The following is a 15,964-nucleotide window of genomic DNA, read 5'->3' as shown; positions in this document are numbered from 1 at the left end:
AAATTATCGTGACACAGAATACTGAACGCCCTCTTACGGGAGATTGATTTTATTCATTTCTTTATATACCTACCTCCTTCACGTCGGCATTTCCTCCCTATCATACATCCCATAATCCCGAATAATGGCGGTAACCCGCAGCCGATAATCTGCAAAAACGCCATTGCGTCCTAATAGTTGTGCTTCCTGGTGTTGGACAGTATTTCTCCACTGCTGTATCGATTCTTCGTCACGCCAGTAGGAGAGTGAAAGGTATTTATTATTTTTATTCAGGCTTTGAAAGCGTTCAACGGAAATAAATCCGGGAATATTGTCTAACAACGGCCTGAGTGCAGCCGCAGTATCAAAATATTGTGCGTTTTGGTTTTCTGCGATCTCAACTTCAAATATGACAGCGAGCATCATTGTCTCCTTGCAGGGTAAGAAACCTTAAGTTATCTTGCTGAAATCATAATCACTTCGTTGGTTATCAAAGTATGTATGAATTTAGCCTTGAAGAAAAAGTGGCAACAACGGCGGCATTGCTGGCTGATCGCACCCGTGCCCGTATGCTGTTTTTAATGATGGATGGACGGGCTTATACCGCGACAGAACTGAGTGCTGCTGCTGATGTCACGCCATCAACAACTAGCGCCCATCTGAATCGTCTGACAGAAGAAGAACTAATCATCTGTGTCAAACAGGGACGGCATCGTTATTTTAAGATCCACAGGGCAGAAGTCGCAGAATTGCTGGAAAATATGATGCGTTTTGCCCATGACGGGCAAGCAGATATTGCCCGGATTTCAACACCAAAATCATTGCGTTTATTCCGAACCTGTTATGACCATATGGCAGGGGAAATCGCGGTCAAAATCCACAATAGCTTGTTGGTGAACAATTGGATGACAGAGCATTACGAATTAACGCCGGACGGCAAGGATTTTTTGTTTTCCCTTGGGGTAAATTATGCAGAAAAAACGTCCACACGGAGGAAATTCGCTTGCTCCTGCCTTGATTGGAGTGAACGGCATTTTCACCTCGGTGGCGTTTTAGGGGCAGCCTTACTTGATACGTTTTTAAAGAAAAAATGGGCCATCAGGCAATTAGATAGCCGAGAGTTAGTCTTAACCGGATCAGGAAAACGGATACTTGAACAGCGATTTAAGATAAATGAAAGGAGAAAATAAATGAGCGATAAACTTTTGCATCATGTCATCCTGCGTCCCATTGAATTGGAAAATGATATAGACGCAGTGATTGATATTTGGTTTTCAGCGTCAATTAAAAGCCATGACTTTATTCCTGTAACCTATTGGGAATCAGGCAAACAAGAGATGAAAGACGTTTATCTTCCTCAAGCAGAAACCATGATTGCAACTGTTGATAATCAAGTTGTCGGCTTTATTAGCCTGGTTGACGATGTGATAGCGGCTATTTTCGTCTCTCCTGATTTCCAAAGGAAAAAAATAGGCGCCCGTTTACTTGACCATGCTTTTTCATCCCGCAATAGCTTGCTGCTCCAAGTTTATGCAAAAAATATACAAGCCAGAAATTTTTACACGCAAAAAGGTTTCATTGAGGATGAAATGGGGATGGATGAACATACCGGGGAAATGGATATCACTATGGTTTGGCATCGCCCATAAAATAGATACACTTGTCTTTCAAACTGCCTCTCACCGGAGGCCAGCTTTTGACTGTTCAAATTCGTTCCCTTGCCGCCGCGATGCAATTTGAAATCCATTGCGTATGGCTAAAAAGCAAAGAAAATCATGATATGGTGATAAGCCACCATATCATGCAATTTATAATTGAATGCCGCAGTAGCCGGATAAAATCAGTTCCCATTCCTGTTGGGCAAACCAGCTTTGGGTATTGCCATCGTAATGCATTTCATCGGGAATAAAGACACCATATTCAGAAGGGATCCCCGTGTAATTGGGTGAATTTCTCGCATCGACCAGAGTACGGTGTTGAGGATCGGTGGCAATAACATCGTTAATGGCTTCATTCACATAGCTGGTATTAAGGGGATCGAATGCAACTGAAAGAGGGTAATATAGCCGCCACGGAACAGAGTGAGAACCAATGGCATGATTAATTCCTGTGATGATGCGGGTAAAGTTTATCTCTGCTGCCTTGGCTGCCTCCAAACTTTCTGTTTCTGCCTCCCATTGGTTCCAATGCACAGCTAAAATCCGCGGATTCTTGCCCATCTTACGTAATGATTTGATGGCCATGCGTAACGTTCTTATTGCCCGGGGATAGAGAGATTCCACATCGTTAGGATCACGCTCTGGTGCCCAGCGGTTATCCGGAGGATTACCCAAATACATTCCTTGCCCGCCATAACCCATCAGAATCACATAAAGGTTTGGTAAATTCAGTGTATTGCCTTGATCAATGTGATCTTGCCAGAATTTAGCGAAACGATTGGCGGCATTGTAGGGATGGTCTTGATTACCACGCGGCAAACCGACAGGTGCGCCAATATTGGCATTGCCAAAGCTGGTTAATCCAGTCCAATTAATCGTAGTAAAATTGATGCTGTAGACTTCCGGCAACGATAAGGTAAAAACATTGCTCAGACCTTGGATGATCCTCTCATCCGGTAGCAATTGTGTACCGTGACCATAACTGTTGGACTGCCCAAGAACGATAAAAAGCGGCGCATCATTGGCTTCCCATGACAGCTTTTGTATTTTGGGAGAGTGAGGCGGTTTATGAGTCATCAGTTTCCCCTTAATATATTAATTATGAGATAGTGCGCTCCTTGCAAAATGCTTTATACATAGTTAACCAATCCTATTAATGTGACTTAGTTTAAAACAGGCATTAAATGGCCTTTGCTATCCTGATTATATGTACTGAAATTAAAATTTAAATAATGTTTTTTCTCAATCAGAACATAATAATGTTATTTGATTTTTTAGTTTGTTTTACTCGCTGATAAAATTAGTTAATCAATTAATAATTAGTTTAGTGATAAGGAGAAGATGAAATGTATTAATTTTGGCAAATCAAATCAAATTGCATATTGAACTTGAATGACTGTTTTTTGTTTTAGTCTTTCCATCTGGATATAAGATGATAATTTCATCAATGTTTTTTTTACTTTCCTGTATTGCCATATAATTATAGAAACCTAATGGAGAATAATTTAAATTTTCATTATATTTTGTTTTGGTGCGTTCTATAAGAACTGTTTTTCCTTTGGCGTTCCATTCTGCCATTCTGAATTTCCAAGCATTATTATAATCGTGGGCTGGGCATACGATATTCGCCCAAGGATCGCAAACCCAAGCGCCTTTTGGAAATTCATTTGGGTTATATTTTTCGCCTATTGTTCGCTGCGGTAAGATATAACTTGGCGGGCAGATAAGTACAAATACATGGTTATAGGGTTTATTGGTTACAATGAGTTGTAGACTCAACAATGAGGTTAATTTGGATAAATCAATATCAGGTGGATAGAATAACTGACAAAGTCTTTGCTTGTATGTTTTTATAAAATGTTGCAAAACAAAAATGGATAAGAAAAAGCAATTTCCGACTAAATTTCTGCTTCTTTCTGAAATAAGTTCATTGTATATTTTTTCGCTAGAATATCTTATTATTAATAATTCCTCTTGTAGCTTCCTGAAGCTATTGACTCGACGTTCCATCTCCTTTTCTGTGTAAGGCTTTCTTTTCTCTTTAGGTAATATATTTATATCATAATAACTTATATTATGTGATTTGCCCTTAAATATCGATTGTGCTTCTCGCATAGTATTTTGCAAAATTTGTTCAATGGTCATTTTCGAATCCTCTTTGTGAATGATTAAATGTTTTTGTTTAGTGTTATTTTGGGTATTCGTTGTGATTTGGAATTTCTTTATATTACCGTTTTCTATATTGTTATCCTAATAGATGAGTTTTTTAATTAATGAATCTTATGGCAATGTTGAGATGGTAAGATAAGTTTTTTTGAGTTTGATGTAGTAACAACACTAAACAATAACCATTTTGTTCACTTATTATGGCTAATTAGCCAGATTTTGCATCTTTTTGATTGATTTGTGATCGGTTTGATTGAAAGTAAAATGATATTAACCATAATCACCCACCTAACCATACCACCATTTAATATTAAGAATATTTAAATATTCTATTGGTCTAATGATGCCAAAAATAACTTCCCGCAACATAATCGCCGGACTGGCCGGATGGTCTATATTCGCCGTTTATCCCGTGCAGGCTGATGATCAATCTTTTACTCATCAAAAACTGCAACAACAGATAATAGAACCACGTTTGGATGTTAATACATCCTCGGTGAGGGGTGCTGTACCTTTTTCCGATAATTCGGTAGACAGTGCGGCGGCTCTTGATGCGAAAGAACAACTCAGGCAGCAGGAAAGGCAGCAAGCTCTGCAGCAGCAACAAACACCTGACGTTGATGTTCGTCTTACACGCCCCGATGTGCAGTTGTCTGATTATCCTGCTAACGAAAATCCCTGCTTTACTATTAACACGTTGCGTTTGGAAGGTGATTCAGCTCACCGTTTTCAGTGGGCACTGGATGCGGCAGAGGATGCCAAGGGGCACTGTCTGGGCGGGCAGGGAATTTTGCAGGTCAGCAACAAAGTGCAGAATGCTATTCTGGCAAAAGGTTATGTTACTACCCGTGTAATGGTGCAAGAGCAAGATCTGACCGGAGGTGTATTAACGTTGACTGTTCAACCCGGTCGCATTGCTGACATCCGCTTTAATGAGGCGACCTCCTGGCGTGGGCGTTTATGGAATGCGATGCCAGCCGCACCCGGAGATATTCTGAACCTGCGCGATATCGAGCAGGCATTGGAAAATTTCAAACGAGTGCCCAATGTTGAGGCCGATATTAAAATCGAGCCGGGCCAGCAGGAGGCAACCAGTGACCTGCTGGTCAGTTGGAAAGAAGGTCGACCGTTCCGGCTTAGTCTGGGGTTTGATGACAGCGGGGCTGAAAGTACAGGTCGCTATTTGGGATCTGCGACTCTGGCTATTGATGCCCCTTTTGCCCAGAACGATCTGTTCTATGCCAACATCGGCAAGGATCTTTTTGATCATGGCCCCTTCGGTAACCGCTCCCGTACCATTAACTATATCTTCCCCTTTGGTTATTGGACTTTTTCTGCAAACTACAACGACTATACCTACCACCAGAATATAGCCAATGCCAACGAAATACTGTCTTACAGTGGCAAGAGTGAAAATGCGCAATTCAGCGCGTCCCGGCTGTTATTTCGCAACCAATCCCATAAAACGACCCTCAATATGCGGGTTTTTCGCCGCCATTCCACCAATACGGTGGGAAGCATCGAGATAGAACAGCAACGCCGCCGTACTGCTGGCTGGGAGTTAGGGCTCAGTCAGCGCAGCTATCTCGGCAATGTCACACTGGATGCCAGCATCAACTGGAAGCGGGGTACTGGTGCATTTGGTGCGCTGAGGGCACCTGAAGAAGCCTATCACGGCGGCAGTGCCCGCACCGGAATTGTACAAGGCGATGTCAGCTTGAATATGCCTTTTAAGTGGGGCGAACAGCCTTGGCGTTATAACACGAAAATGCGCTGGCAGTGGAGCGCGAATCCGTTGACACCGCAGGATCGAATGACTATTGCCGGACGTTATACCGTGCGTGGGTTTGACGGCGAGCAGTCGCTATCGGGTGAAAAAGGGCTGCTTTGGCGTAATGAGCTGGCCTGGAATGTGTTGTCGCATGGGCACGAACTTTATTGGGCTGTGGATTATGGCCGTGTGGATGGACCGGGTACCCGTCATCTCGTCGGGCATCAATTGGCTGGGGGAGCCTTGGGAGTACGAGGTACGTTGTGGAACAGGTTCAGTTATGACCTGTTTGCCGGCGTGCCATTTTACAAGCCAAAGAGTTTTCATACTCCGGGTGTGAGCGGTGGTTTCAGCATCAATCTGGAAATCTAATGACCTGCCGTCTTTATCGCAGGGTCATGTTGTTCTTATTTATTTAGTCGGAACATGATTTATGAACAAACAGTGTTATAGCCTCATTTACAGTCGCACGCACGGTGAGTTGCGTGTTGTATCAGAATTAGCTCGCAGCTGTAGTACCGCACCAGGTCAACGCCGTGGTACAGGGGGATCACGCTTGTGGGTGACGGTGCGCCGCGCGGTTTGGTTGCTGGGGGCTGCACTGTTTGCCGGGCAGGCATTGGCTGATGGTATTATCGCTGACAGGCAGGCAGCTTCTGCCCAACGCCCGGAAGTAATAACAACCCAGAATGGCCTGCCACAGGTCAATATCAATGCGCCTAACCAGGCTGGGATATCACATAATCCCTATCAACAGTTTGATGTTGACAAGCGGGGAGCCATCCTCAACAACTCGGCAGTGATGACCTCTACCCAACTGGCGGGAATGATACAAGGCAACCCCCGCCTCGATCCGAATAAGGCACCGGCAAGGTTCATTATTAATGAGGTCAATAGTGATAAACCCAGCCAGCTACAGGGGTTTCTGGAAGTGGCTGGTGGCCGAGCTCAGGTGATTGTAGCTAACCCGTCGGGAATAGTGTGCAACGGGTGCGGCACTATCAATGCCGGGCGCATGACTTTGACGACCGGCAAACCGCAACTGAACGCAGATGGCAGCCTGGCTGGATATCAGGTTGAGCGCGGTATGGTGAGCATTGAAGGCGGCGGGCTCAATGGTGATCCTCGTCATGATACCGGATATGTCGATATTCTGGCGCGGGCAGTGAAGGTCAATGCAGGTATCTGGGCTAAAGAGGAACTCGCCGTGGTGGCGGGGCGCAATCACATCAGTTCGGACGGCAAGACAGTGACACCGTTGAGCCCTGACAGCAAGGCTCCTGAATTGGCGATAGATATGGGACAGATGGGGGGCATGTACAGTGGCCATATCCGCATGATAGGTACCGAAGCGGGTGTTGGCGTACGTAATAAGGGAGGGCACCTGCAGGCTGGGAAAACATTGACAGTCAGCAGCGAAGGAAAGCTTAGTTGGCAATCGAACACGCAGCAGGCTGTCACTCAAGCTGGAGGAAACATCAACATTGCTGCCCGAGATGACATTGAACATCATGGCAAATTGCATAGTGGAGAACAGCTTACCATACAAAGTCGCCAAGGTAGTGTTAAGCAGTCCGGCACGTTGGCGGCGGCTGGTGATATCCAGCTCACGTCTGCGCGAGACATTCAGAGCAGTGGACACTTGCTGGCAGGCAGCGATATCAACAGTACACTGACACATGAAGCAAATTTAACACTGACAAGTCAGGGAAATATCCAAGCAAGCGGCAGCCTGCTGAGTAAACGTGATGTCAATTTGACTGGTCAGCGGGTGGATATCAGCCAAAGCCGGCTGGCGTCTGATCGCGCTGTGATTACGGCACAAGCCGGCGGTGTTGGCTTGCGACAGACGAAAGTTGACAGCCGACATTTTGCCGTGAAGACCAAGGGCAATATTGAGGCACTGCAAGCAGAGGTACGAGCCGGCCGCTGGAACATTGATGGCAATAATCTGTTCAACAAAAAATCTGTTTGGTCTCAGGTTGATGCAGGAGAAAGCCGTTTTGCACTGACTGGCGCACTTGATAATACTGAAGGTACCATTGAAGCCAAGCAACTTAGCTTCAATGTCGGTTCTTTGAATAATCAGCAAGGGCAATTGGTGGCGCTCGACAATACTGAGCAACACTGGCAGGTGAAAGAGCAGCTGAACAATACCGATGGTACGGTGGGTAGTAACGGCAGTCTGCAACTTGATGTTGGGCGTCTGAATAACCAACATGGCACATTGAAGAGCCAGTCAGATTTACACGTTGAGTCGAGGGGCGATATCAAGAACAGCTCTGAGGGCAAATTATTGTCCGGCAAAACACTGACTTTAAAGGCTAGTGGCAGCGTAGATAACCAATCCGGGGAGATAAAAGGCGAGCATCTAGCAATGACTGCACAGCGCCTGAACAATACCAAAGGTAAGGCCATCAGCAAGGGACGTTTGATGCTTGACAGCCAGCAACAGGTTGATAACCAGTACGGGCTGCTTGAAGCCGGTGACGCACTGGATATTCGCACCAAAGGCAAGCTGGATAACCGCAGCGGGATAGCACAAGGCGGCAAACAGATTGATATTTTTGCCCGTCACATCGATAACAGTGCTGGTAAGGTGTTGGCTGAACACACATTGACCGTCAATGCAGGTGACAGTATCAATAACCAGCGCGGTACATTGCAGAGCCAGTCAGCATTGCATGTCACATCGGGTGCCGACATCCAAAACGGTCAGGGCAAACTGCTGGCTGTAAAAGAGTTGACTCTGAAGGCAGGTGGTAAAGTCGATAACCAGTCCGGTAATATCCAAGGCGAACACCTGCAACTGACAGCACAAAGCCTGAACAATACCAAAGGCAAGGCTGTCAGCAAAGGACGCTTGCAGCTTGACAGCCGGCAACAGGTTGATAATCAGCACGGACTTATTCAGACCGATGATGTGTTGGATATCAGCACTGACGGCAAGTGGGATAACCGCAGTGGCACCACACAAGGCGGCAAGCAGGTGAAAATCTCAGCCAGCCACATTGATAACAGCGACGGGAAACTGTCGGCTGGTCAGTTGCTGACATTGCATGCTTCGGACAGTATCGAGAATCGGTCCGGTGATATCCAAGGTGAAAACTTACAATTGACGGCACCACGCTTGGACAATACGAAGGGAAAAATCGTCAGCAAAGGACACCTGCTGCTTGATAATCACCAGGCGATTGACAATCAGTTCGGGCTGCTTGAAGCCGGTGGCGCGCTGGATATTCGTACCAAAGGCAAGCTGGATAACCGCAGCGGGATAGCACAAGGCGGCAAACAGGTTGATATTTCTGTCCACCACATCGATAACAGCGTTGGTAAGGTGTTGGCTGAACACACATTGACCGTCAATGCAGGTGACAGCATCAATAACCAGCGCGGTACATTGCAGAGCCAGTCAGCATTGCATGTCACGTCGGGTGCCGATCTCCAAAACGGTCAGGGCAAACTGCTGGCTGTAAAAGAGTTGACTCTGAAGGCAGGTGGTAAAGCCGATAACCAGTCCGGTAATATCCAAGGCGAACACCTGCAACTGACAGTACAAAGCCTGAACAATACCAAAGGCAAGGCTGTCAGCAAAGGACGTTTGCAGCTTGACAGCCGGCAACAGGTTGATAATCAGCACGGACTCATTCAGACCGATGATGTGTTGGATATCAGCACTGACGGCAAGTGGGATAACCGCAGTGGCACCACACAAGGCGGCAAGCAGGTGAAAATCTCAGCCAGCCACATTGATAACAGCGACGGGAAACTGTCGGCTGGTCAGTTGCTGACATTGCATGCTTCGGACAGTATCGAGAATCGGTCCGGTGATATCCAAGGTGAAAGCTTACAATTGACGGCACCACGCTTGGACAATACGAAGGGGAAAATCGTCAGCAAAGGGCACCTACTGCTTGATAATCACCAGGCGATTGACAATCAGCACGGGCTGCTTGAAGCCGGTGACGCGCTGGATATTCGCACCAAAGGCAAGCTGGATAACCGCAGCGGGATAGCACAAGGTGGTAAACAGGTTGATATTTCCGCTCATCATATTGATAACAGTGATGGTCAGGTATTGGCCGAACATGCGCTGACCGTCAATGCAGGTGACAGTATCAATAACCAGCGCGGTACATTGCAGAGCCAGTCAGCATTGCATGTCACGTTGGGTGCCGATATCCAAAACGGTCAGGGCAAACTGCTGGCTGTAAAAGAGCTGACTCTGAAGGCAGGTGGTAAAGTCGATAATCAGTCCGGTGACATCCAAGGTGAAAACCTGAAGATGACGGCACAAAATCTGAATAATACAAAAGGCAATATAGTCAGCACAGGGCATTTTGAGCTCGACATGGAGAAAGGGATTGAGAATCAGAATGGACTTATTGAGGCGGCTAATACACTGGATATTCGTACTCGGAGCAATTGGGATAACCATAACGGAATAGCACAAGGCGGTAAGAAAGTTATCGTCTCCGCGCATCACCTTGATAATACAGCCGGTAAACTCCAATCAGGAGGCGATCTGACGCTTAAAAGCCTAGGTAAAGTCATTAATCAATCGGGCACTTTGACGGCAAAGAAAGGGCTGAGTTGGCAAGGGGAAGCGGATAGTTCACTGAATAATGACGCAGGTTGGTTATTTAGTGAAGGAGTGATGTCACTGAAGGGCGGGCAGCTAACCAACCGCCAGAAAGGGGAAATTCTGGGTAAACAGGGATTGACGTTGGATTTGACAGGCAGTTGGGATAACCAAAGCGGGAAAATAGCTAGCAACGGACACACTAAAATAAGTGCTCTGGAACTACTTAACTCGCAGGGAGAAATTCAGGTATTAAACTCGCTGGACATGCAGTTCACTCAAGCACTGAATAACAATAAAGGTCATATCTTCAGCAAACTAGCGCAATCCTTGCGTGCGAAAAACATTCTCAATTCTCAGGGGTGGATAGGCTCTCAAAGCAGTTGGTCCGCCTCGGGCGAACAGTTTGACAACAGCAAAGGCAGCGTGTTGAGCTTGCATGATGCAACACTGACTGTGAGTACGCTGGACAACCAAAAAGGCACATTACAATCAGCGAAGGCGCTGAAGCTGAGTGTTACGCAGGATATCGATAATCAGGCCGGTAAAATCAGCGCTCAGGGACGACTGGATGTACACGGCACCACCGAAGATATAGCCGCTGGCAAATTGAATAATGCAGGTGGGCAATTGCTCACCGGCGGCGATCTCATAGTGAAAGCTAAGAGCCTGAATAATACATCCGGCGGCCTGATTGATAGCCAGAAAAAAATACAACTGACCTTGAGCGAAGCGCTGGATAACCATAAAGGTAAACTGAGAAGCAGTGAAGGCATGCAGCTAAATGCTCAGTCACTGGCAAATAAAATGGGTTCGATAGACAGCAAACAGCAACTTGGGTTGAGTATTGTGGGCCTGTTGAACAATATTCAGGGAACAGTGAGAAGTAACGGAGATCAATCGATATCAGCCGGACAGATCAATAATCAGAAAGGCGTGTTCAGCAGTCAGGGGAAACTCGATCTTACCACGGTTCAGTTTGATAACCCGGAAGGTACGGTTATTAGCCAAGGTAATGGTTCTTACCGCATTAATGAACTCAACAACAAGAAGGGCAAGATCCACAGTGGTGGTACACTGACATTCAATGGTAAACAAATACACAACCAAGCCGGAGAGCTGATATCAACTGGGGATATGTGGCTCGACAGCACTCAACTCAATAATAATGAAAAAGGAAAAATCACGAGCCAGAATGCGCTGGTTGTGCAGAGCGATCAGCTGAACAACAGCCAAGGCGGATTATTATTGGGGACTACGCGCACCGAAGTCACAGCCAGTAAACTGGACAACACCCAAGGGCGTTTGCAAAGCGCCGGTACCCTGACACTATCTAACCTCACTCGGTTGAATAACCAGCAAGGGTATATCCTAGCTAACAAATCGCTCGATATTAACACGGGCACATCTTCCATGCTGGCATTGCTCAATCAGCGCGGTCTGGTTCAAAGTGGAAATCAGCTTACTGCCAATACTCTGTCCATGAATAATGAAGGTGGAACATTACTTAGCCAGAAAGGACTGACGCTTACGGTACAGCAGGATTACACCCATCGTGTGGGTGATACGTTGAGCAGTAACGGCGCGTTGATTTTCTCTGTCGGCGGGAAACTCACTAATGAGGCTGATTGGTTGCTGCCGGGGAATTTGACTGTAAACAGTACCCATTTCACTAACGTGGGGACGTTAGTCGGAAAAGTGTTGAAGCTGACAACCGGCACGCTGCTTAACCAAAACCGTCTGGAAGCCGACAGCATGACGCTGACCAGCGACAAGCTGGACAATACCAATACGATCATGAGTGATGGCATTACGGTGCGTAGTCGTTTGATTGATAACCATGGAAAAGATGCTGTCATCGCTGCGACTGAACGCATGGATTTGCACGCCGGTGAGCACCTGATCAACCGTGATGGGAGTTTGATTTACAGCGCCGGCAACCTATATCTAAGCAGTGATGACTTGATTGAAAACCGAGCGAGCCGTATTGAGGCGGATGGGGATGGATGGGTCACAGCCAAGCGACTGAATAATCTGCGTGAAGGGCTTAAAATTGAGCGTGAAGCGGAAAAAAACGATATCAAATGGCACGGCTACAACTATTACTGGCGTTCTTACGGGGGAGGGATGAATTTTGACCCAACGACTATAGCGCCGACTACCCAACGCCTAACGTTCAACGATGATACGGCCGTGGAAAACAACATATATGGCACCTTATCGGATATTGATGCAGCCAATAAACGTGCACAGGTACGGGTCAAGGATAACAAAGGGCAACTGCGTAAGTTATGGGTGAATTATCTGGCACTGACACCGAGTCACGATGGCAGTTACGACATGACGTTTTATGAGACACGCGGCCATCGTCAGGGTATGTCATTTATTCTGATGAAAATTTATCCACCAACACCTTATCACAATACCATCTGGCGCGAGCATAACCGAGGGCGAATTGAGCAGTGGGATCCGAAGGAACATCTCGACATTGCCAATATTCCCTTTGTAAACGACTACAACAACTTCCGTGAACGTTCGTCAACGGGCACAGTAACACGGGATAAATTGGTGTCAGAAGGTATCGCAGCACATATTCTGGCGGGCGGCAAAATGGTTTTGAATATCACGGATGAATTGCTTAATGATGCCAGTACCGTCAGTGCTAACGGAGATTTATCAGTAAAAGGCGATGGCAAAATCACCAATAAGGGCTATTCAGTGAACGAACGCCGTCAGGAACTCCTTGTTGACCACTACGATCAGGATGCCCGGCATTGGTATCCGACACACAACACTGATGAAACCACAGCATTGGCTACCATTGATGCGATTATAAGCGGGAACGGTAATGTCACCATCGGTGGGGCACATCTGGAAAATACGACGGTCAATCAGGCGCAAATCAGCGTTGTTGAAGCCGCTCAAAAGGCGGCGGAAGCTGAGCGTGTGGAATGGGAGCGCAATCCGCTGGCGGTGACAGTGGATGATGTGACATGGCAAGCGAAGGATGCGAAGCTGGAGTCGCTCAAGGAATTGCTCACACCACTCAAGCGCAAACTCACATCTACTGATCAATCATCCATTTCGGACGATCAATTACTTACGCTACTCAAGCGAACACTTACGTCAGTTGATCAACCTCTTATATCGGATGATCAATTACTCTCGTTATTCAAGCGAGAACTTACATCGGTAGATAAACCACTTACTCCAGCCGAGCTGGCTCTGACCAATAAGCAACGACTCGATAAAGTGGGCACATCTGTTCCCAATAACGGCCTGTTCCGGCAACATCCGGCAGAAGGAAGCCCTTATCTGGTGGTGACTGATGAGCGCTTTACCAGCCGAACTCGCTTTATCAGCAGCGATTACTTGTTGCAGCAGGTGAAGTATGACCCTGCGCAGGTACATAAACGACTGGGTGATGGTTTCTATGAACAACGATTAGTGCGTGAGCAGATGCTCAAACTGACGGGGCGTCCCTCCGTACGCGGCGAAGATGCAATGGCACAATATCAGGCCCTGATGAACAATGGTGCCAGCGTAGCACAAGACTTTCATCTGGTACCGGGCGTGGCGTTGACACCAGCACAGATTGCGGCGCTGCAGCAGGATATTGTCTGGCTGGTGAGTGAGACAGTGGATACTGCAACTGGTCCACAAACAGTATGGGTTCCCAAAGTCTATCTGGCCAATACCACATTGCGGCTCACTGGCGATGGCGCTCTGATTGCCGGAGGCAACCTACAGCTATCAGCGAACAGCCTTAATAATTCCGGCAATCTGTTTGCCGACCGAGCACTGAACATTGACGCGTCTCAATTCCTGCACCAAAGCGGAGAGATTCGTGCAGACAGTATTGACGTACAGGCGGACAGCCTGAAGATGAGTACTAATCTTCAGGATGCACTGCGTCAAGCATCAATGAGTGCCCGCGAACTTAGCCTCAAAGGTGGAGATATTCAGCTGCAAGGTGCGAAACTTAATGCCAAGCAAAATCTCAATCTGCATGCGCGCAACAATCTGGATATCACCGCAGCCAAAAGCAGCAAAACGGGTAGTTTTGAGGTCATCTCAGGAGCCATGGGTAACCGAACCAGTGACGGCATAGAAGAGGCTGGAAAACGTATGGCGCAAGTCAGCGGTGAATGGCAACAGGCGTTGGGCAGTACATTGAACGCAGGTGGCAATCTGAACCTGACCGCCGGACAGGATATTACCCTGAAAGGAAGCCAAGTCAAAGCGGAAGGCTCCGCCCGGTTGCAGGCGGGTGGTAATGTGAATTTACTGGCTGAAACCACTACCAACAACACACACTTGGAAGCCAACAGCAACACTTCATCGGTGAGTAACAGCCGTGAGGAAGAGAGATTGCATCTCAGTACACTGAGTGGTGGCAAAGGTGTGGCTATTCAGGCGGGAAAAAATCTGACAGCGGAAGGAGCTCAGGTTGACAGCCAGTACGGCAGCATTGGGTTGAGCGCCCAATCGGTGACTATCAAAGATGCTCGTCAGCGCGTGGCGGATCAGGACAGCGAGAGCAAGCGCGAGGGCAGTAAAAAAAGCCAGCGGGAAATGGAAACCGTCAGCAATAATGTGGTGGGAAGTACTTTCAGCGGACGTGACGGTATTTCGATTACGGCCAGTGAAGGTGATATCACGGTTACCGGCAGTACACTGCACAGTGAACAAGGTGAACTGACATTGCAGGCGAAAAAGGACATTACGCTCAATAGCGCCACTGAAAGTGACTACCTATTCTCGGAATCCCGTTCGGAGAAACGAGGTTTTCTGTCAACCAGCAAGACCCACACAGTACAGAAAGACCATGTCACCCGTGAGAAGGGTACCTTGCTTAGTGGTGACAGTATCAGTATTACGGCAGGCAATGACCTTGCTGTGAGTGGTTCGGCAATAGTTGGTGATAAGGATGTGACTCTGCAGGCGGGTAATAACGTAGACATCACTGCTGCTACCGAAACCCAGACCCACTATTTGCTGGAAGAGCAGAAAAAAAGCGGGTTGCTCAGCAGCGGTGGCATTGGTTTCACCGTGGGCAGTAAATCCACTCGCCATGAAGTCAATGAAAACGGCACGACGCAAAGTCAGAGCGTTAGCACGGTGGGCAGCAACCAAGGCGATGTGAGCATCACTGCGGGTAACCAAGTACATGTCAGTGGCGCTGATCTGGTGGCAAGTAAGGATCTCAGCATTACCGGTGACAGCGTGCAGATCGATCCGGGGTATGACAAGCGTACTCGGGAAGAAACGTTCGAGTCGAAACAGTCTGGTTTGACATTGGCACTGTCTGGCTCGGTGGGCAGTGCGCTCAATACCGCGGTTAGCACGGCACAACAGGCCAGAAAAGAGAGTGACGGGAGGCTGAAAGCACTGAAAGGCACGCAGGCTGCATTATCTGGTGCTCAAAGCTATCAGGCATACCAGCTCAGTGAAGCGAATTCAGCCAAGGCGGACGCTATTAACCAAGCGGGCGGTGATGCAAAAAAACCAGATGATGTCATTGGCATTCAGCTCTCATACGGCAGTCAGGCGTCGAAATCCGACACCCGGGTGGATACCACCGATTCACAGGGCAGTAACTTGAATGCAGGGCGGGACATCCGTATCATCGCTACCGGGGATAAGGCGGAGAAAAACAGCGGCAATATCCATATTCAGGGCAGTGGCCTGAAAGCGGGGCATGATGTTGCACTGGACGCGAAACAGGATATCGTCCTTGAATCTGCGGAAAATACCCAGACTACCCGTGGCAAAAACAGCAGTCAGGGCGGCAGCGTGGGCGTTGGG

The 15,964-nt window shown here is 47.5% G+C and carries 7 protein-coding genes; 4 read left to right on the top strand and 3 right to left on the bottom strand.

Going from position 1 to position 15,964, the window contains the following annotated elements:
* Positions 1–78: 78 nt before the first annotated feature.
* Entirely contained in the window at positions 79–402 is a 324-nt protein-coding gene (locus tag BM100_RS00035) for an antibiotic biosynthesis monooxygenase family protein (RefSeq protein ID WP_092507012.1), read from the bottom strand.
* Positions 403–476: 74 nt separating this feature from the next.
* Between BM100_RS00035 and BM100_RS00030 the strand changes: the two genes are divergently transcribed.
* A complete protein-coding gene (locus BM100_RS00030) occupies positions 477–1,169 on the top strand; it encodes a winged helix-turn-helix domain-containing protein (RefSeq protein ID WP_092507011.1) in 693 nt (230 codons plus the stop codon).
* Positions 1,170–1,628 (top strand): GNAT family N-acetyltransferase, encoded by a 459-nt coding sequence (locus tag BM100_RS00025; RefSeq protein ID WP_092507010.1) that lies wholly within the window; start codon positions 1,170–1,172, stop codon positions 1,626–1,628.
* Between the two features lie 159 nt (positions 1,629–1,787).
* On the opposite strand, the gene BM100_RS00020 is transcribed toward BM100_RS00025, so the two are convergent.
* On the bottom strand, positions 1,788–2,714 hold the full coding sequence (locus BM100_RS00020; RefSeq protein ID WP_092507009.1) for a hypothetical protein: 927 nt from the start codon (positions 2,712–2,714) through the stop codon (positions 1,788–1,790).
* A 288-nt stretch (positions 2,715–3,002) separates the two neighbouring features.
* On the bottom strand, positions 3,003–3,782 hold the full coding sequence (locus BM100_RS00015; protein ID WP_092507008.1) for a hypothetical protein: 780 nt from the start codon (positions 3,780–3,782) through the stop codon (positions 3,003–3,005).
* Between the two features lie 364 nt (positions 3,783–4,146).
* On the opposite strand from BM100_RS00015, the gene BM100_RS00010 reads away from it, so the two are divergent.
* Positions 4,147–5,946: a ShlB/FhaC/HecB family hemolysin secretion/activation protein gene (locus BM100_RS00010; protein ID WP_092507007.1), complete on the top strand. Its 1,800-nt coding sequence runs from the start codon at positions 4,147–4,149 to the stop codon at positions 5,944–5,946.
* Positions 5,947–6,007: 61 nt separating this feature from the next.
* The coding region (locus BM100_RS00005) for a two-partner secretion domain-containing protein (protein WP_092507006.1) at positions 6,008–15,964 on the top strand (9,957 nt) is incomplete at its 3' end.

It is taken from the genome of Xenorhabdus mauleonii (genome assembly GCF_900113945.1).
Taxonomy (GTDB): domain Bacteria; phylum Pseudomonadota; class Gammaproteobacteria; order Enterobacterales; family Enterobacteriaceae; genus Xenorhabdus; species Xenorhabdus mauleonii.
The sequence above is the reverse complement of the archived record's forward strand: the minus strand, read 5'-3'. Positions and strand labels throughout refer to the sequence as shown.

What these genes read in the sequence shown, in the direction of transcription:
- BM100_RS00010 (WP_092507007.1), top strand. Translation starts at nt 4,147, where the DNA reads ATGCCAAAAATAACTTCCCGCAACATAATCGCCGGACTGGCCGGATGG.
- BM100_RS00035 (WP_092507012.1), bottom strand. Translation starts at nt 402, where the DNA reads ATGCTCGCTGTCATATTTGAAGTTGAGATCGCAGAAAACCAAAACGCA.
- BM100_RS00030 (WP_092507011.1), top strand. Translation starts at nt 477, where the DNA reads ATGTATGAATTTAGCCTTGAAGAAAAAGTGGCAACAACGGCGGCATTG.
- BM100_RS00025 (WP_092507010.1), top strand. Translation starts at nt 1,170, where the DNA reads ATGAGCGATAAACTTTTGCATCATGTCATCCTGCGTCCCATTGAATTG.
- BM100_RS00020 (WP_092507009.1), bottom strand. Translation starts at nt 2,714, where the DNA reads ATGACTCATAAACCGCCTCACTCTCCCAAAATACAAAAGCTGTCATGG.
- BM100_RS00015 (WP_092507008.1), bottom strand. Translation starts at nt 3,782, where the DNA reads ATGACCATTGAACAAATTTTGCAAAATACTATGCGAGAAGCACAATCG.